Annotated in this window: 22 protein-coding genes and 1 pseudogene; 7 read left to right on the top strand and 16 right to left on the bottom strand. The window is 40.3% G+C overall.

Going from position 1 to position 18439, the window contains the following annotated elements; translation table 11 throughout:
• Positions 1 to 99: 99 nt before the first annotated feature.
• Together ACFQ38_RS10415 and ACFQ38_RS10410 are read right to left on the bottom strand one after the other, a co-directional pair.
• Positions 100 to 717 (bottom strand): NUDIX hydrolase, encoded by a 618-nt coding sequence (locus ACFQ38_RS10415; RefSeq protein WP_381480687.1) that lies wholly within the window; start codon positions 715 to 717, stop codon positions 100 to 102.
• Positions 714 to 1361 carry an HAD family hydrolase gene (locus tag ACFQ38_RS10410; protein WP_336823841.1) on the bottom strand — a complete coding sequence of 216 codons (648 nt, stop codon included), beginning with the start codon at positions 1359 to 1361 and terminating at the stop codon, positions 714 to 716. The genes ACFQ38_RS10415 and ACFQ38_RS10410 overlap by 4 nt, the downstream gene beginning before the upstream one ends.
• A 634-nt stretch (positions 1362 to 1995) precedes the next feature.
• Between ACFQ38_RS10410 and fmdA the strand changes: the two genes are divergently transcribed.
• The 3 genes from fmdA (at position 1996) to ACFQ38_RS10395 (ending at position 3736) form a co-directional block, all read left to right on the top strand.
• The gene (gene fmdA, locus ACFQ38_RS10405) at positions 1996 to 3174 is read left to right on the top strand and encodes a formamidase (RefSeq protein WP_336823842.1); all 1179 of its coding nucleotides are present in this window, start codon (positions 1996 to 1998) and stop codon (positions 3172 to 3174) included.
• Positions 3175 to 3186: 12 nt separating this feature from the next.
• Positions 3187 to 3456: a zinc ribbon domain-containing protein gene (locus ACFQ38_RS10400; protein WP_336823843.1), complete on the top strand. Its 270-nt coding sequence runs from the start codon at positions 3187 to 3189 to the stop codon at positions 3454 to 3456.
• A gap of 133 nt (positions 3457 to 3589) precedes the next feature.
• Entirely contained in the window at positions 3590 to 3736 is a 147-nt protein-coding gene (locus ACFQ38_RS10395) for a hypothetical protein (protein ID WP_336823844.1), read from the top strand.
• A 400-nt stretch (positions 3737 to 4136) separates the two neighbouring features.
• Here the strand turns inward: ACFQ38_RS10395 and ACFQ38_RS10390 are convergent, their stop codons facing one another.
• The 6 genes from ACFQ38_RS10390 to ACFQ38_RS10365 form a co-directional block, all read right to left on the bottom strand.
• Complete coding sequence (locus tag ACFQ38_RS10390) at positions 4137 to 4853, bottom strand: hypothetical protein (protein WP_381480684.1); 717 nt, start codon at positions 4851 to 4853, stop codon at positions 4137 to 4139.
• Between the two features lie 13 nt (positions 4854 to 4866).
• Complete coding sequence (locus ACFQ38_RS10385; RefSeq protein WP_381480770.1) at positions 4867 to 6555, bottom strand: methyl-accepting chemotaxis protein; 1689 nt, start codon at positions 6553 to 6555, stop codon at positions 4867 to 4869.
• A 104-nt stretch (positions 6556 to 6659) separates the two neighbouring features.
• Complete coding sequence (locus ACFQ38_RS10380) at positions 6660 to 7424, bottom strand: DUF817 domain-containing protein (protein ID WP_336824718.1); 765 nt, start codon at positions 7422 to 7424, stop codon at positions 6660 to 6662.
• An 87-nt stretch (positions 7425 to 7511) separates the two neighbouring features.
• On the bottom strand, positions 7512 to 8210 hold the full coding sequence (locus ACFQ38_RS10375) for an isoprenyl transferase (protein WP_336824719.1): 699 nt from the start codon (positions 8208 to 8210) through the stop codon (positions 7512 to 7514).
• 43 nt (positions 8211 to 8253) lie between these two features.
• Positions 8254 to 8784, bottom strand: a complete 531-nt coding sequence (locus ACFQ38_RS10370) for a GrpB family protein (RefSeq protein WP_336824682.1) — start codon at positions 8782 to 8784, stop codon at positions 8254 to 8256.
• Entirely contained in the window at positions 8778 to 9317 is a 540-nt protein-coding gene (locus ACFQ38_RS10365; RefSeq protein WP_336824683.1) for an AAA family ATPase, read from the bottom strand. The genes ACFQ38_RS10370 and ACFQ38_RS10365 overlap by 7 nt, the downstream gene beginning before the upstream one ends.
• 406 nt (positions 9318 to 9723) lie before the next feature.
• On the opposite strand from ACFQ38_RS10365, the gene ACFQ38_RS10360 reads away from it, so the two are divergent.
• From ACFQ38_RS10360 to ACFQ38_RS10345, 4 genes are read left to right on the top strand one after another with little or no spacing between them, the layout of a single operon-like run.
• Positions 9724 to 10443 carry an ABC transporter ATP-binding protein gene (locus ACFQ38_RS10360; protein ID WP_336824684.1) on the top strand — a complete coding sequence of 240 codons (720 nt, stop codon included), beginning with the start codon at positions 9724 to 9726 and terminating at the stop codon, positions 10441 to 10443.
• A 12-nt stretch (positions 10444 to 10455) separates the two neighbouring features.
• A complete protein-coding gene (locus ACFQ38_RS10355; RefSeq protein ID WP_336824685.1) occupies positions 10456 to 11271 on the top strand; it encodes an ABC transporter permease in 816 nt (271 codons plus the stop codon).
• A complete protein-coding gene (locus ACFQ38_RS10350) occupies positions 11249 to 11707 on the top strand; it encodes a LytTR family DNA-binding domain-containing protein (RefSeq protein ID WP_336824686.1) in 459 nt (152 codons plus the stop codon). The genes ACFQ38_RS10355 and ACFQ38_RS10350 overlap by 23 nt, the downstream gene beginning before the upstream one ends.
• Positions 11704 to 12114, top strand: a complete 411-nt coding sequence (locus ACFQ38_RS10345; RefSeq protein WP_336824687.1) for a DUF3021 domain-containing protein — start codon at positions 11704 to 11706, stop codon at positions 12112 to 12114. Before ACFQ38_RS10350 ends, ACFQ38_RS10345 begins: the two co-directional genes overlap by 4 nt.
• Before the next feature lie 200 nt (positions 12115 to 12314).
• On the opposite strand, the gene ACFQ38_RS10340 is transcribed toward ACFQ38_RS10345, so the two are convergent.
• The 8 genes and pseudogenes from ACFQ38_RS10340 to ACFQ38_RS10305 form a co-directional block, all read right to left on the bottom strand.
• Positions 12315 to 13508, bottom strand: a complete 1194-nt coding sequence (locus ACFQ38_RS10340) for a class I SAM-dependent rRNA methyltransferase (protein WP_336824688.1) — start codon at positions 13506 to 13508, stop codon at positions 12315 to 12317.
• Positions 13509 to 13630: 122 nt separating this feature from the next.
• Positions 13631 to 14227: a hypothetical protein gene (locus ACFQ38_RS10335; RefSeq protein WP_336824689.1), complete on the bottom strand. Its 597-nt coding sequence runs from the start codon at positions 14225 to 14227 to the stop codon at positions 13631 to 13633.
• Positions 14228 to 14436: 209 nt separating this feature from the next.
• Complete coding sequence (locus ACFQ38_RS10330; protein ID WP_336824690.1) at positions 14437 to 14682, bottom strand: hypothetical protein; 246 nt, start codon at positions 14680 to 14682, stop codon at positions 14437 to 14439.
• A 140-nt stretch (positions 14683 to 14822) separates the two neighbouring features.
• Positions 14823 to 16031 carry a MalY/PatB family protein gene (locus ACFQ38_RS10325; protein WP_336824691.1) on the bottom strand — a complete coding sequence of 403 codons (1209 nt, stop codon included), beginning with the start codon at positions 16029 to 16031 and terminating at the stop codon, positions 14823 to 14825.
• Between the two features lie 427 nt (positions 16032 to 16458).
• Positions 16459 to 16584 (bottom strand): annotated as a pseudogene (locus ACFQ38_RS10320) (ABC transporter permease); the annotation flags it as partial.
• A gap of 92 nt (positions 16585 to 16676) precedes the next feature.
• Complete coding sequence (locus tag ACFQ38_RS10315) at positions 16677 to 17006, bottom strand: DUF1048 domain-containing protein (RefSeq protein WP_336824692.1); 330 nt, start codon at positions 17004 to 17006, stop codon at positions 16677 to 16679.
• On the bottom strand, positions 17003 to 17347 hold the full coding sequence (locus tag ACFQ38_RS10310; protein WP_336824693.1) for a PadR family transcriptional regulator: 345 nt from the start codon (positions 17345 to 17347) through the stop codon (positions 17003 to 17005). Before ACFQ38_RS10310 ends, ACFQ38_RS10315 begins: the two co-directional genes overlap by 4 nt.
• Positions 17348 to 17607: 260 nt before the next feature.
• Positions 17608 to 18330, bottom strand: coding sequence for a MerR family transcriptional regulator (locus ACFQ38_RS10305; protein WP_336824694.1), 723 nt, complete (start codon positions 18328 to 18330; stop codon positions 17608 to 17610).
• Between the last annotated feature and the right edge of the window lie 109 nt (positions 18331 to 18439).

Raw genomic sequence — 18439 nt, 5'->3', positions numbered from 1 at the left:
TAATTAGTTCCATCAATTCTGAAAATTACATACTGATTTATTGCTTAAACGAAAGAATTAGACCGATAAAAATAAAAAGAATATCCTACTAACGACAGTTCAATCAAATATCGCTTCCTTTTCCGGATTTCTCAAGAAATCAAATACCATTTTAAGTTGAGTCACTGTATTTCGATTCTCGGAAAGCGGCGGTAGATTATGTTCTGAGAAAAATTCAACTTGAGATGTTTCTAACCCAGTTGCAGGCTCTCCTCCGATAATTTCACACAAAATAAAAACTTTATAATAATGGTATGCCTCCGGAGGATGAGGGTGCTTGTTTTTATCCAATAAGGCAATTAACTTCACCGGGATGACATCATAATTCGACTCCTCTTTAATTTCCTTCACTACATTCTCGGAAGGTGACATTCCAACATCGCAAAATCCACCAGGTAAAGCCCATTGATTATCAATATTTTCTTTCACCATTAATATTTTGCCATTTTTAAAAACGACACCTCGAACGTCCACTTTCGGCGTTTGGTAACCCGTTTCATTCGTAAATAAATCGTTGATTATATTTATTTCAAGATTGGTATGCTCCGCCATAATCTCAGCGCTAATTTCGCGCAATTCCTCATACCGTTCGATGTCGTATAAATCCTTTGAAAAAGCTAACCCTGACTGGGACAGTGCTTGGATTCTTTTTGCCCAGTCCAACCATTTCATACTCATTTAACCCCCACCTTTACGTAACTCATAAATTCCGTCACATTTCTCACGATTAAATCCGGTTGCTCAAAGAATGCTTTTGCTTGATACTCAGGAAGCCATTGGACACCAATTGTAAAAACATTCGATTGCTTTCCGGCAATGATATCCGCATCGCTATCCCCAACAAAAATCGCTTCAGAACTATCTACATCCAATAAAGACAAAGCCTTCAGCAGCCCTTCTGGATGCGGCTTTGGATTGCTCACATCATCTCCTGTGATCATAACATCAAACAAACCTTCCATATGTAACTGTTCCAATGAAATATGTAGACTTCTTTTTGCTTTTCCTGTAAAAATTCCTAACTTGATATTTGCTTCTTTTAAAGATGTTAAAAGCTTTATTATTTCATCATTAACAGCTACCAAATCTTTGTGGAATTGGGCATATGTTTCATAAAAATGTTTAATTGCTTCTTCCTTATGAGGACTCATTAGATTTTCCCTAATAATTCCGACTTCTGAAGGACCAAACATTTCAACAATTTCGTTTGGTGTAATCTCCCTATTATCAAACCTTTTAAATACATTTTGAAATGCACAGTAACAAATTGGCAATGTATTCGCCAATGTACCATCAAAATCAAATAATACAGCTCTCATCATACATCCCCTCTATTAAAATTTTTCTTCTCAAATTGCACATCAAATCTTTCAATCAATTCCCATTTATTGTACCACTAACTTCATGGATTGTTCATAGCCAGGGCAAAAGACAAATTGAATTCGTAACCCCCGAAAAAACGCATAAAAACACGTTTCATACGCAAAAACCCTCCAGATATACGCATAAACATACCAGTTCACTCATAACCCCCAACTAAAACGCATAACTACACTTTCCACTCGACGGAAGCAGACCTATAACAAACAATTGGCAGGCACTTAACAATCCACATATCTTGTCAATTTAGGCTCTACAAGGAGTTCAAATTAATAAGCTGAGTAAAAACGAACAGACACCTAACAGTAAGTTAACAGTCACTTAACACCTACTAAGAATGTAAGAACTTAAGAAAGAAAAAGGAAAAAAATAATTACGAGCATAAGCACTAACAAAAACTCCTTAAGTATCCTTTTTGATTGCACCCATCTATATATTCCTGACGAAAGGACCTGTTATGCTCCGATGCGCATACCCATAATTGGAAATGCCCTCATCATTCATATAAATTTTACAGTTACATATAGTGTCTCTGAAGTGAAAACTCATTTGAAATGTATGATTGGGGGAAATGAAATGGCAAAATCCTTGTACACTCTTGATTTGAACAAGCCTATGGAGGAGCAAGTTCATCCAGGGCATAATCGATGGCACCCAGATATCCCTGCTGCCTTTTCTGTTGATCCGAAAACTTCGTTTAGAATGGATTGCAAAGAATGGACAGATGGGCAAATTAAAAATAATGACAGCGCAGAAGATGTTCGAAAGGTGAATCTTACGAGAGTACATGTTTTAAGCGGTCCAGTGTATATAAATGGTGCGGAACCGGGTGATTTGCTTGTTGTCGATATTTTAGATATCGGGGCCCACCAAGGACATGAATGGGGGTTTAACGGAATCTTCGCCAAGGAAAATGGCGGCAGCTTCTTAGTGGACGAGTTTCCAGAAGCACAAAAGTCGATTTGGGATTTTGAAGGCATTTATACGACTTCACGTCATGTTCCGGGCGTAAAATTTGCCGGACTCATCCATCCCGGCTTAATCGGTGTCGCCCCTTCCATGGAACTTTTGCAAAAGTGGAATGAACGGGAGCAAAAATTAATTGATAAAGATCCGAATCGCGTGCCAGCCCTCGCCAATCCGCCTAATGAAGAAAGTGTCGTACTTGGCCATTTGAAGGGGCCCGAGTTTGACCGGATCGCCAGAGAAGGCGCACGTACCGTTCCGCCACGCGAAAATGGCGGCAACTGCGACATTAAAAACTTGTCAAAAGGATCAAGGATCTACTTCCCTGTATTCGTTGATGGTGCGAAGCTGTCCGTAGGCGATCTGCATTTCTCACAAGGAGATGGTGAAATTACATTTTGCGGCGGAATCGAAATGTCAGGCTGGATCGAGCTAAAGGTGGATGTTATAAAAGGCGGCATGGAAAAATATAAAATCTATGAAAACCCTGTATTCCAGCCAGGTCCAGTAGAGCCGCACTATAATGATTTTCTCGTCTTCCAAGGAATTTCAGTCGATGATCGGAACGGTGAACAATCGTACTTAGACGCCAATTTAGCATACCGCCGCGCTTGCCTGAATGCGATTGAATACTTGAAAACATTGGGCTATACGGGAGAACAGGCATATATGCTGTTAAGTACGGCACCTGTCGAAGGACGGATCAACGGCATCGTCGATATTCCGAATGCATGTTGTACAATCGCCATCCCTACCCAAATATTCGATCAAGATATTCGGCCTAAATAAGGAGGGATTAGTTTGCCGAGCTACACATTCCGATGCAAAGACTGCGGCGAATTTACATTGTTCTTTAAGACCATGGCTGGCAATAAACAAAAAACAGAATGCCCAAACTGCAATCAACAATCTACAAGAGTCTTTTTAGCACCTAACCTATACTCTCTATCCAGAGAAGTAAGTTCCCGGATAGAAAAAGGAATGGAGCCTCAACGAATGACAAGGGCTGAACTATGTCCCAAACAGTTGGTGAAAAAGTCAAAAGTGAATCGTCCTTGGCAAGTTGGGTAATTTAAAAATAAAATACTTCTGCAAATCCACATGGCTCAGTAGGGCTAATGTGGATTTTTTATCGCAATAAACATTTGCATATTCCCTTATCACTTGGATACCCTAATTATAAATTTTCTAAGGAAGTGAACGTATGACACCTGAAAACACACCTCTCGCCCAACTAAGTGATGAACAGCTAAAATCTTTAATCGAGTTTGAAGAAGAATTAGGAGTCACATTGATCGCCTACGAAAGTCCGATGCATGATACGAATCATATTATTGAGTCGGATGTCTAGTTACAGTTGTTGATTCCATCGTTGCATAGGCGTGGGAAGATAATAAATGCCAGTCTAAGAGAACATCTAATTCGCCAACATTGAACTGCCATTGGCATAGTAAGTTCTTATGAGGAGGTAACCCATCCTAAATGATTCTGCTCAAGGCTGGGTTATTTTTTTATTGTGATGAAACAAATACAAAGAACTACAAGTAGGCATGTCAACAGTCACTGAATCCTCTTTTCGTTTCATAACTCATTTTTCGCCACAAGTACTTTTTCTTAAAACTATATATAAAATTGACTAAATAGTTGATATAGTAATGACGAAATCCTATCATTGGTACTTTGAACGATAAAAAACGCTTGAGCTGACAACCAATCAAGCGTTTTCCTTTATAAGATATTCGATATTGGATTCAAAAGTAGAACGGATTTAAAATGCGTTCCTCTCCCCATCTTTTCGTAGCCATTCGATACATTCCCTTTGCGTGAATGCAATCATGCCAAATAAACCTTCGCAAAACTTTTCGAAGTGACCACTGCTCTCCATAACTACCATTGAACGTTTTATTTTCCAAAAAACGATCCGTATCCTCGATTGCTTGAATCGCTTGAATTCTATTTTCATAAATGTTATCCAAGTTCTTCATTTTTATTCCAATTTCCCCTACATAATAATTGGTTACATAATTCGTATGGTCATACATTTGCTTTGCGGTAGAAGGTACTGGCCCATAAAATGATAGTCTTTCCTTTTGAGGCGCATAATCCTTATGCAAAATGGAATCGTAAAGGATTTGAAAATCATTCGCAGATTTTAATGCCCGGCTTTTTAACATTTCATAATCCCGCTCTAACATAGGGGCTTTTTCGGAATGAAAAATGACCTCTGAATCAGCTTCCTCGATACGTAATTCGCTTTTTTCAGTTTGGACAATGATCGATTCAACAATACTATATGGAGAAAAATCGATACCTGCCCATTTACAATATCTTTGAATCTCAAGCTGAAATTTAGATAGTGCTTCTTCCCGTGTTTTTCCTCTTGTATACGCACCTATAAAACTTTCAGAGTATAATAAATATCCTTTATCGTTGGTTTCCATAACAACCCTATTTTTTATTACGCCCATTCAATCCCCTCTCCTATTCCGAAACAATAAACTTGTTCACTTCTCCTAACAGTCGATCAGATAAGGTTGATAATGTTTGTGCGTTTTGCGCAATATCGGCGTTTGCGGATAATTGCTCTTCTGTTGCAGCATTGGCAGACTGGGCCTCCATATGTGCTCGCAAAGCGATTTGTTGGATCTGTAATGAATCGGCAGAAACGATATCCGTCATCAATCTAACTTGTTTCATTTTCTCCGATACATCTTGAATGGCGCCATTCATAAGGCGTGTCGCATTTTCAATTTGACGGAATACATTCTTCGTACTTTCTGATAACGCTCTCCCTGTAGCAATATAGCCGCTTCCCTTTTCTGCTCCTACGACTGCCCTTTCCAAATCATGAGCCATCTCATCAATCATCCGGCCAATTTGTACAGCGGAATGCTTAGATTGATCGGCAAGCTTGCGGACTTCTTCCGCTACAACAGCAAAACCTTGCCCGTGTTCCCCCGCTCTTGCTGCCTCAATTGCTGCATTCAGCGCTAATAAATTCGTCTGTTCTGATAGCGTCGTAATGACAGATGTAACTTGTCGAATGCTCTCAGAGTGGATAGATAGTTGTCTAATCATTTCAGAAGAACTTTGTAATGTGTCACTAATTTTCTCAATTTGATTCGTAAAATGGCTCATTTGCGAAGCACCGTCCGAGACGAGAACAGCAACTTCTTCTGATTCCGCTTGCACTTTTTCATTGTCAGCACTAATGTGGTCAATCCCACTTAACATCTCATTCAAGATCCGATGGGCACCCGTCACTTTTTCTACTTGCAGATCACTAGCGATTGAACTTTGTTCAGTACTTTTCGCTACTATTTCTGAAGCAGCCAGACTTTCTTCCGAGCTTGCGGATAATTCCTCGGCACTGCTTGCGAGCTGGAAGGCGGATTCTCTTACTGTTGATAGCATTCCTTTTAAGTCTGCGGCCATGCCATTCAGCGCTCTACCCATTTCACCTATTTCATCTTGATTGTGCACTGCAATCGGTCCAGCTGAAAAATCCCCGCGCGCAAATCTTTTAAGAGAAGTGGTCATTGTTCTAACTGGCATAGCAATGCTACGGCTAACGATTTTAGCAATGACAATACTTGCAATAATAGCAACGATGATTAAACCTCCGATAAGTACATATATCCATTTCAATACACTTTGCAGCTGATCCTCAGTATTCTTCTGCTCTATTTCCTGTTGTTGAATTAGCTGCTGAAGATTAGCAGAAACTCCATCTTGATAAAACGAAACCTCTTTTGCCAAGTTCATGGCACTTTCTATATTCCCTGCTTGTACATCTCGGACAATCAGTTCACTAATTTGCTCAGCACTTTTAGACGTTTCCTTCGCCTCTTTCAAAATTGTACGGGCGGAAGCTGTATGGATCGCTTTCTCTAATGCTTTTATTTTTTCCTTAATGGCAACCATAATTTCATTTCTTTGTTCGATATACGATTGATCTTGGTAAATGATATAGCCTCGGATGTTTTTAGCATCGGCATGCTGGGCAGATAATAATTGTTCCAACAACACAACGTTTTGTATTTTGTCGTCAATTAAATAACGGTAATCTGCATCCAATTTGGATAAAGCCCATAATCCGGACGCACCGACGACGATCACAATAAATAGTATTGCAAGAAATCCAACCCATAGCTTTTTTCCGACTGTCATTCTCAAATCAATGCATCCCCTTAACAAAAAACTATAGTCAATTATGATTATAAGTTATAGGGACAAAGTATGATGTAAAGTGTTTGTTAAGTTTATTCGGCAGCTTACAGGTTTTTTCCTTTCACTTGCTTCAACGTCGCCACGATGAGAAAACTGACAATCACTAATAATAGCCATGAGCTAACTTTTCCAAGGTGAACGAGACTCCATGCATCGGCTTGGTTTGGATATTGCCATGCACCGAAGAACGTTGCGATATTTTCAGCGATCCAAATGAAAAAACCGATTAGGACGAATGAAAGAGCAATTGGCATCCGATACTGGACGCCATTCACTTTATAGTTCACCCATGACCGCCAAAAGACGATAATGACAAGCGCCGATAACCACCAACGAATGTCGATCCAAAAGTGGTGCGTAAAAAAGTTCAAATAAATCGCTGCCGCAAGGGGCACAACGACAAAGAACGGTGGCCATTTATTGAGATTGACATCGAGCCTTCTCCACGCTTGGCATAAGTAGCTCGCAACACTTGCGTACATGAACCCGCTATACAAAGGGACGCCAAAAATTTTGAAAAACCCTTCTTCCGGATAAGACCAAGAACCCATATTTACTTTGAAAATTTCAAGAGTCAGCCCAATTAAGTGAAATAACGTAATGACCTTTAGTTCATCTTTCGTTTCAAGCCCTGAACGCAACATCCACCATTGCATGAAAATGCAAATGAGTAGAAGCCAGTCATAACGCGGCAAAAATGGGAGAGGAATAATTTTTGTCAACGCTAATGAAGCGAAAATAACGACTGGAAATAAACACGATAGCGCTTGCTGCCAACCAAAGTGGACAAGCTGTTTTACTGCTCTAATAATGGTAAGCTCCGACATTTTCTCTGGATGAATACACGATTGTTTTGACCGTAATCTAAAAAAATTTATCATTTTAAAAAACCAACTTTACATATCCGTATTTGATCGTTTTTTTCTTTTATGAACTTCACGAATTGCTTGTAGTAATAACGCTTTATTAAAGTCCGGAAAATAAGTGTCTGTAAACCATAGTTCAGACTTCGAGGATTGCCATAACAAAAAATTACTAAGCCTTTTCTCGCCACCGGTTCGAATAATAATTTCCGGATCCGGTAATCCTTTTGTGTAAAGATAATTTTCGATTAGTTCTTCATTGATACTACTTATTGATAACTTTTCTTCTTTTATTCCCTCAATAATTTCTTTTACGGCAAATAGGATTTCATTTCTTCCACCATAATTTAATGCGAAGTTAACAATTAAAGCATCATTATTTTTCGTTTCGTTTACCGATGATTGAACGGCTAATTTAGTGCGCATTGGCAAATTATCAATATCTCCTGAAACATGAACTCTTATATTGTTTTCCATGAATTTCGGTAACTTTTCTTTGAAAAATTTTACAGGTAGCTCCATTAAATAGTGAACTTCTTTTTCTGGCCGCTTCCAATTTTCAGAGGAGAATGCATACAAGGTTAGCACCTTTACTCCGATATCTAAAGAGTCCATAATTATCTTTTCCATCGTTTTGGATCCGGCATAATGCCCTTGGCTTCTAGTAAGCCCTTTTCGCTTTCCCCATCGGCCGTTTCCATCCATCATAATTGCAATATGGTGTGGAATCATACTATTCACAGGAAACACCAAACCCCTTTCTTGCCATACTTGTTCACATCTCGGCCAACTTTAGCACTTCATCCACAAACATTTTCTTAGCATCCGTATATTGTCGCTCGTTGTCTGGGTATTGCAACGTCAATCCCTTTTTCAACGATTCATATCTTCGGGCGACATCAGGATTCCCATTCAAATAATCTCTGAAAAAAGTATGTTGCTTCCACCAGTCACCGCCATATTCCACAACATGGTAAACATGGGTCTTCGTCAATTCATCCAAATTGGAGAACTTGGCGAACACTGCCTTCCCTTCGATTTCCACCCGCCCTAAATGGTAAATATCGGCATCCTTCAGTTTGTCTTTATCGAAATGTTTAACATTATCCATCGAGCGTACACCGATGAGGATATCGATCATCGGCTTCGCCGCAATCCCTGCTATCGCAGTGCTCCCGATATGCTGGATATCGACGACATGCTTACCGATGAGCGATTCCAACAACAGTTTCTCCTGCTCGAATAATGCCTTCCATTCCTCGTCATGCGGCATTAAGGCGACAACATCTTTATTTAAACCTAACATACGGACTTTGCTCCGATTTCTTTGCAAATGAATTCTACAATTTCTCTCACGCCAACATCTTCTGTCGATATGAATTGTCCGAAAGATGGATCTTCAAACCCTGCAAGACATTTATCTGTTTGCACAAAGCACCAATTCCCTTCTTCCTCACCCCGTTCACGAAGACGATTATGGATCGTTTCCTTATCCGCCGTCAGACAGAAATGGTACGTTTCCGAATCGAATTGCATAAATCCGCTATGAATTGCATCAAAATAATCTTTATTATAAATCGTCATCGGCACAATCAAGTCCTTACCATACGTCTTTCGCAACTGCTTCGCGACTTCTACCGTCAACGGCTTCCACATATTCAAATCTTGAAAATCCCCTGTTTTCTCGCTCTCCAACTTTATATCAGCCGGTATAATATGGCGCAGCATAAACCCGACCACTTCCGGGTCGAACAGCATTGCTCCATTTAGTTTGCGGAGCAGTTCATTTGCTACCGACGTCTTGCCGACGCCGAATGTGCCGTTGATCATAATAATCATTTCCCGCCCTCCTCGTATATAAGAAATGGTTCGTACATTGCTATTGCATGATTCTCTGTGACGAATTCTTCATCGATGTGGTTCCCTTGCAAGCCTATTATTTTCCGAAAAATCGAATTATCGTGTGCACATAGCCACTCCATAATTCTCTTGTGAAATAATGCTCTTTTTCGTAGAGATCCTCAATTTGCTTCGTTTTATCGGGTGCAATGAAACTATCGTGCCACCCCTCTCCATAAGGTATTTCTACAATGACTTTGTCATCTCCTTTTCCACTCATGCATCTGACTGGCGCTTTTACGCAACTGACATCCAAAAATATGCCGGTCATCGAAAAACGGCAGACCGCTACGACTGATCCGGATATAGTAACAGTAACAAAGAACAGCGGCGGAGGGATGTTGAAATGGAAATTGTACACGTTAATAATTTACAAAAGGCGTATGGGGAAAATATCGTTTTACGAGGAATTAATTTTAATGCGAATGCAGGCGAAATTATTGGGGTCATCGGCAAAAATGGTGCGGGCAAATCAACCTTTTTAGAAATATTGATGACACTGAAGCCTTATGATGAAGGGGATGTGAAGGTGTTGAGCTCAGAATTGCGCACTTTATCGACGCAACAGATTGAACATCTACGGAAAAACATATCAGCCGTTTTGCAACCGACGCAGTTTTATAAAACCTTGAAGGTAGTTGAACTGCTGAAACTGTTCAAAGCATATTACAACTCATCTATGGACGTTGAGCAGATCATAAAAGATTTTAAGTTAGAGCCTCATCGAAAAAAGTATTTCGATAAACTATCGGGTGGATGGAAGCAAATTGTTAGTTTGGCAATCGCTTTTTTATCCGAACCAAAACTGCTCATTTTAGATGAGCCAACGACCGGCCTTGATCCGCATATGCGAAATATGCTTTGGACGTATATAACTGACTACAACAAGCGAACAGGCGGCACGGTCATTTTGACAACGCATAATATGGACGAAGTTGAGCTGTATTGCGATAAAGTGATGCTGTTGAATGAAGGCATCAATGAAGTGTTTGATTCGACGGAAGGGATTTTGTCTGCCGGCTATAAATCCATTAACGACTTTTACTTATCAAAAGTGTCTATATAAGGAGGACTTGACATGCTACTCACACAATTAAAGTACGATTTGCTCATGTTTACTCGGGAAATTTTTTATATGGTATTCACGATCATCGTTCCACCAGCTACCTACTTGTTCATGGGGCAACTGTTCGGGGATGCCACCTATGCAGGCAATCTCAGTTATGCAGAAACGTACACACCTTCATTCATTTTGCTCATTACATTCGGTGTCGTCTTCTTCGCTTTCGGTTTCGATCAAGTGATGAATCGGACGACCGGAGTTGAAAAACGTATTAATTTATCGCCAGTCCCGAAACGTACATTACTGCTATCCAACATTTTAAAGTCATTTATCATTACGAGTATCGGCTATTTCCTTGTATTTTTCATTGGAATGATCGCTTACGATCTTTCCTTTAAACCAATCAATTTTGTCTTGTCATTTGGGGTGTTCCTGTTATTCAATGCTGCATTGCTCATCATTTCGTCAGCGATTTACGCTTTATTCACAAGTATGAATGGTGCTCTCGTCTTTTCGATCGTCATCTTCCAAGTCGTGTTGTTTACAGGCGGTTTCGCGATGCCGATTGACATGATGCCAAAATTTGTGCAAGTAATCGCTAATTTGAATCCCCTTTATCATATGAATCAACTTTTCATTGCCGTTTGGAACGGACAGTTGGAATGGGGCACGACGACGTTCGTAGCGATCGGCTATATTTTGATCCTTATAGTGATTTCGCTCGTTACTTTGAATCTTGCAAATAGACTCCTAAGATCTTCTTTCAAATGGTATCCTGTTAATAGGAACCTGGGGGAGGATACACAAAATGAAAGTTACACTCGACATTGATGAGCTATATGAGGAACCTAAAGTAACCATCCATTGCAATGAAGTGGATGATTCCATAAAGGAAATTGTTGATTTTCTGAAAGGAAAACGGACCGAGTTTTTAGTTGGGCGCGATGGTGAAATGCAACATATTTTAAAGCCTGATGAGATTCATTATTTTCATACGGAAAAAGAAGGAGTCGTTGCTGTCACCTCGCAAGGGTCCTTTTCTTTGAAAGAGAAATTATATGAATTGGAGGAAATACTGCCATCTACGAAGTTCATTCGACTGTCCAAATCAGTCATTGCAAATTTGCACGAACTGAGCCGCTTCGAAGCTTCCTTCAACGGAACATTATGCGTCCACTTCAAATCAGGCGCGAAGGAATACGTATCGAGAACTTACGTAAGCGCCATTAAAGATGCATTGAAAATGAACAGGAGGAAAAATGGATGAAGACATTTTTCATTAGAAGCATATTAGGAATCTTCTTCGGCTCATTTCTAGCACTATTGACGATTTTGCTCGTCATCCACGTAGGCAATAACGATGTGTTAGACGCTGCCATACTTTCTAAAAATGCATTAGGTACCGTATTTTGCGGCTGGTTTTTCACAGTAACACCTTTGCTGTTCGAAAATGAAAAACTGACATTGCCCGTGCAAACCGCTTTACACTTCCTATCCGTAACCGTCTTATATTTCATTGCCGCCTTCGTCATCGGATGGGTGCCGTTTACAATAAAAGGATTCATCACTATGCTTTGCATCTTCATCGTATTCTACGCAATCATTTGGCTATCCTTTTACTTGTACTTCAAGCAGCAAGCGAATAAATTGAACGATGAACTGAATCAGTTATAAGCTGAAAACTGTTTTGGAATCGAATGATCCGAAACAGTTTTTGGACTTTTTGATGTTGAAAAGGCTATGGAGTTGTGGTGTGCCGCTGGATTATGCTGCGTTGTGATGCGAGCATTTTGCGTTGCGATCGGTCGATATGATACCTCCAACTTCATCAAACGAACAAAAAGCCACCTCCATTTCAAAGATGGCTTCCTTTCTTATGATAGCTTCTGCAAAATAACGACTTTCAAATAATTGAACTCTGGGAAGTCGCGGTTTGTTCTGAAGTCTTTCGGCAAAGAAGACTCCTCCAAAATTTTGTATTTCGTGTTTGTTTCGGTAAATGCTTTTTCAATGAAAGACTTGAATTTTTTCATGCCGAATGTTGCGTTGTTAGTAGAAGCAACGATGATGCCCTTTTTCTCAGTAATCGCGATCGTGTCTTTCAGTAAGGATGGGTAATCCTTCGCGGTGCTGAATGTATGCTTTTTCGAACGCGCGAAACTTGGTGGGTCAAGGATGACCATGTCAAATTTCAATTCATGCCGCTTTGCATAACGGAAGTAATCAAAAACATCCATCACTTTAATATCTTGTGCTTCGTAATCAATTCCGTTGACGCTGAATTGCTCAATTGTTTTCGGCAAGCTTCGTTTCGCCAAATCAACGCTCGTCGTTTTCGTCGCGCCGCCTAACGCTGCAGCGACTGAAAATGCTCCTGTGTAGGAAAATGTATTTAACACATGCTTCCCTTCCGCATAACGATCACGAATCGCCTTCCGAACGTCCCGCTGATCGAGAAAAATACCCGTCATCGCACCGTCGTTCAAATCTACAGCGAAGTTCATGCCATTTTCCTTCACAATAATCGGGAAATCACCTATGGTCCCTTTCACGAAATCATCTTGCTCAATATATTGCCCTTTCGAGTCAAAACGTTTCTTCTCGTAGATTGCTTTATAATCGGTTATCTTGTCCAACACGCCGTAAACATGATGCTTCATGGAATAAATGCCTTCGCTATACCAGCTAACCATATAATATCCGTCATAATAGTCGATCGTCATACCGCCGATGCCATCGCCCTCTCCGTTAAATGCTCGATAGGCAGTCGTATCGCTATCTTTGAAAAACGATCTCCTTCTTTCAAAAGCAGCAGCCATTTTTGATTCGAAGAAGTCAAAGTCGATCGCTTCATCTTTGCGCGTTAAAACCCAGCCAATCCCTTTATTTTGATTGCCATAATAACCTTTAGCAATGAAATGGTTATACTGGTCGACAAGGCGGATGAAGCTTCCTTCCTCTTGAAGCACTTCCGGGTTAACAACTGCATCTTTCAAAATAAGCGGGTAACCTTTTTTAAAAGCAGCGATACTTTGTGCATTTACTTGCACATCTATTGTTTTCGTCATCTTGTCATCCTCTATGTCTTATTTTACCCATTATCGCATGAATGGTTGCGAAATGCGAAAAGGAAATGTATCTCAAAACAATTTGAGAAATTAAAAAAGCCCCCTATCGTGGAGCTTTTCAATCAAGCTAATATACGGAATGCAAGACTTTTCAACAAGCTCATCCGCATTGGACGAATTGTATCTGTTCCCCTTGTCATCCTTAAATACGTCTGCAAGTCGCCTTCATAAACCGGCTGTAAATGAGGCAATGTCGTCAAATGATGCGGCATCGTTAAGCAAGGCGTTTTCGTAAGACGGTGCTTTTCACTTTCCTGCATAACAGTCGCTACAAATTGAGAACAAAAATAAGCATGCTCTCTTTTAATTTCTTTGTTCAGTAAGACACCAAACAAACCGATGAAGTTATATTTATACTTCTCTTGATTTAATTGGAACTGGATAATTTTTTTTCGGATTCGTTCATACGCTTCGGGGGAAACCTCACATCGATAGATTGCACAGCTTGCATTATGAAAAATTCCCTCAGCAACATTCTCGCGGACGAAACCACCATTAAACGGATTGTTCGGCTGCTTCCGGCCAAAGCTATAGATCTCGTTCAACTGCTCATCGAAAGCGATCGATGCATGATTCAAGTCCATCCTCGTGTACACGCCAATAGCTTTCGATAGCATTGTACCGGTTGCCGTCAAAACGATATAGATTGTTTTTCCCATTCATTCAACCCCTAACTACTCTCTCTACAAGTATGTACAATCTTTATGGGAAGCTAAACCGTCTACAGATGTAAATCATCTACGTCTTAGGTTTTAGGAAGCTATTTCTTACTCTCTCTATCTATATATACGTTTGACTGTTGGGTGAAGTTTCAATTTGTTCGCACAAGGAAGGGATGCTGCGGCATAATTCTTAATCAATCTGCAAATTAGAACTCATAATGCTCTATGTTCATGAGCGGGTGTCGGCATTTGTATGAGTGGAATTTGACGTCTTTATTATCCTTTAAAAAAGCTTCCGCTTGTTTTGAAGAATAAATGACGACGTCCCCGTCATACATAGGCGGTCCTTCATGTTCATCATCGATAACGATAATGTCAACTTCTCCTTGTTCTCTTAGTCGCTTGATAATCTTGTCATTGCCTATCGTCCTGCCGACAATTACATGCATCATTTCGTGCCCCTCCGTTCGTTTTTGTTTTCATCGTATTATATTAATACACATTTGGCAACAGCCGAACAGAGGGTAAAAATGTGATTTTCAATAGTCAAAAAGACACTTGCCACTCAAGCAAATAGCTTTATTTAAAAAGCTTATTCAGATGATTTACCGACGACTGCAAAATCCTCTAAATTGGATAGGATATTTTCAACGGCAAGCTCTACAAATCGTGGCTCTGTCGCCATATTTAAACGAATGAAACCTTTCGATTCTTCGCCAAACCATTCCCCGAAATCGACAGCAATCCGGCAACGGTCTTGGATGAATTCCTTTGTCTGATTTGCATCGATGACATTCCTTAAATCGAGCCAAATCAAATACGTCCCTTCTAAAGGAGAAATTAGTATATTGGGCGCCTGTTCATTCAAATGTCGCTTTACATGATTGTAATTATGCTCAATAACAGATAACAACCCATCTAGCCATTGCTGCCCATGCCGATAAGCCGCTTCAGCAGCAGTCAGTCCAAGTATATTCACTTCTGTCTGGTTCACTGTTTTCACATAGTTATCAAATTGTGTACGAAGCTGGTCGTTCTCGATAATAATTTGCGATGTAAGCAGACCCGCCAAATTAAACGTTTTCGAAGGAGCCGTTACAGTGATAAGGTTGTGTGCGAATGCTCCCCCACCAACGATTGCCGAAGGGATATGCTGATGTCCTTCCATGACGAGGTCTTGGTGAATTTCATCAGAAACGACAAGGACATCATGTTTTTTGCAAATGGATAGGATCGTCTTCAATTCTTTTTCTGTCCAGACACGGCCGACTGGATTATGAGGCGAGCATTGGATAAACAGTTTTACATCATTGTCGATTATGCTTTTTTCGAATGCATCAAAGTCAATATGATAGTTTCCATTTTCATTCACAAGCTCGCAAGTTACCAATTTCCTGCCATTGTCCTTCACTGCATTATGGAAAGGATAATAAACGGGTGTCAATAGTATGACAGCATCGCCTATCTTCGTAAAAGCGTTGACGAACCAATAAAGCGCAGTAACGACGCCAGTTGAAAAGCGGATCCACTCCTTTTCGACTGTATAGCCGTGATGCTCCTTCTCCCATTTAATAAATGCCTCATAAAAGGAGTCCGGAACGTAGGAGTAACCGAACACGCCATGTGCAATTCGTTGCTGCAACGCGTCCAAGACAGCTTCCGGCGCTTTAAATTCCATATCTGCAACCCAAGCTGCAAGCAAATCCGGATCACCAAAACGATCCTTTAACGCATCCCACTTCAACGAATTCGTCCCTTTCCGCTCCACTGCATATCGCTCGCAAAATTCCTTCGCGTCCATTTCCAATCACTCCCGTTTTCTCATTTATTCAACAATACGCCAACTTGGTGAGAACGTCTATATGGAATTTTGCTAATTCATAGGCAATTACTTAAGAAAGGCGTATAATTGCTAAACAATCACTTTAGGAGTTGTTTGAACCTATTTTATTGCACCAAAAATACATATAAAAAGTCCAATACCTTTAAATAAGAAATTGGACATTTATTATTAATTCGGAATAGCACCCATTATAGAATGCAGATAATAAAGATAACCCTCGAATATAAGTCGTTAGTTTATTATTATCCACAACTCTTCTAAACATGCACGGAAACCTCGCTTTGGTTAAGTGATGGAGCTACACCATTACACAGATTACGCGAATTTCCGGAATTTCCTCATTCATTGCAGCAGCCTATTTATGGATAATCCTAAAATAGAATGCTTACCCTAACAGGCGTTTAAATACTTGACTGACGATGAAGTATGCAATTACCATGATGCCGACACACCAAGCAAACGCGATCCAAATATCGTTGCAAATAGTCTTTTCATTCAAAAGGGCACGAATTAGAATGTCATAAAAACAAAGCATAACCGAACGCTGTTTTAAAGTTTGCGTCCTTGGTTTCGATACTAGTCAAAGCCTAAGAGGAGTTCGATCTATTCACGACGAATCTTATCGTTCAACTTCTCACGATATTTGTCCTTCCAAGTCTTCGTATCTTTCATTAGTTCGTCGCAGAAGGAGGACACATCCTCACCCGTTAGGTCAATGACTTTCTTACCTGCTGATGCACCTTCTTCAAAAAGGTCAAGTATACCGCCAAAAATACGGCTCATGTCCTTCAGTCCGCCAGCATTCCACATATATTTTTGGATAGCTTTGTAAGCGTTACGGTACTCACTTGGTAATGCCTTTGCGCGCGCCTCCATCGCCTTCCATTCCCGCTTGTCATCCAGACTTCCGATAACCTTCTCAAAAATATTCATATTATTTCCCCTTTCGATTTCATTTTAGTTTTGAGTTCATTAATTTTGGTTGAAACAAATTCCCACTTTCTCCAAAAAATTTCTAATTGCTCTCGACCCGCTGCGTTAAGTGTGTAAAATTTTCTTGGTGGTCCCATGTTGGACGGCTTTCTTTCAATGTCGACCAGATTGTTTTTCTCAAGCCGCATAGTAATTGTATAAACTGTGCCTTCAACTACATCCGTAAAACCGAGTTCACGAAGTTGTTGTGTGATTTCATAGCCATAAGTTTCACCGCGGCTGATGATCTCAAGTACACAACCTTCAAGCACTCCTTTCAACATTTCTGTAATATTATCCACTTTGTCCTCCTTTTTTATTTCATTTATATTTTTAGTACTCAGTATATTAGGCATTTGCAGCACCGGTATTAAGTAACACTAACTACCGGTATATAGTAATACATATTAGTATTGATTGTCAAGAAGCAGCATTTTCGTTAAGGACATTGCTATTGCTTCCTCCTGAATTTATTTCCCTGCAATCGACCAATCGCGAATCAAATTAAGTAGATGCATTAAAAAAGCGGAGAAACAGATTTCTGTTCCCCCGCCAAAATTGTTCAGTTTCTTTCCGCGTAAGCTTTCATTGCATCGCGCATGAAAACGGATAACCCTTTCCCGAACTGGTCAATGTTTTTCGTAAAGCGCTCATCTGCGACGTACATTTCACCTAAACCGGCAAATGCTTCAGGTGAGTAATGGGCAATTTTATTCAAAAACGTATACCATTCTCCGATTGCATCTTGTGCTTCCTTCGAAGTTGGATCGCCGTGGCGAAGTTCCGCAAGTTGAGAATAAATACGGTTCATCTCCTGCTGTTCTTTCTCGCCAAACTGGGCAACATTTTTGTTCGCCTTATCGACCGCTTCATCTCCCCACCGTTCTCTTGCTTCCTGCTCGTATGGGTTCGAACTGAAGTCGAAACCTTTAAATTTCTCTTCGTTCGTCATTGTCATTTCTCCTCTCTCAGATTGAAGCGTCTTGTCGATCGTCTCAATCATTACGTCCAATTGGCGGCGCTTAGCAAGCAGCATATCGCGCTGCAGCTCGAACGCTTCCAACCGGTTGAACGATGGACTCTCCAATAGCTCCTTTATTTTTTTCAAAGGAAAGCCAACTTCACGAAAGAATAGGATTTGCTGGAGGGTCGTCATATTATCATCGGAATAAACCCGATAGCCCGCCTCCGTCACATCGTCCGGAACGAGTAAACCGATAGCATCATAATGATGGAGCGTGCGCACACTCACACCGGTCAAATCCGCCACTTCCTTCACTTTCATTGCTCCTCGCCTCCCTTCACTATTGACTATAAAGTATGACGTAACGTGGGAGTCAACACAAACTTCAATAGAATATGCAACGAATATGAAGTATAATGAACTCATCAAC

Source organism: Sporosarcina contaminans, from assembly GCF_042679045.1.
Classification (GTDB): domain Bacteria; phylum Bacillota; class Bacilli; order Bacillales_A; family Planococcaceae; genus Sporosarcina; species Sporosarcina contaminans.
This window is presented reverse-complemented; position numbering and strand designations above follow the sequence as displayed.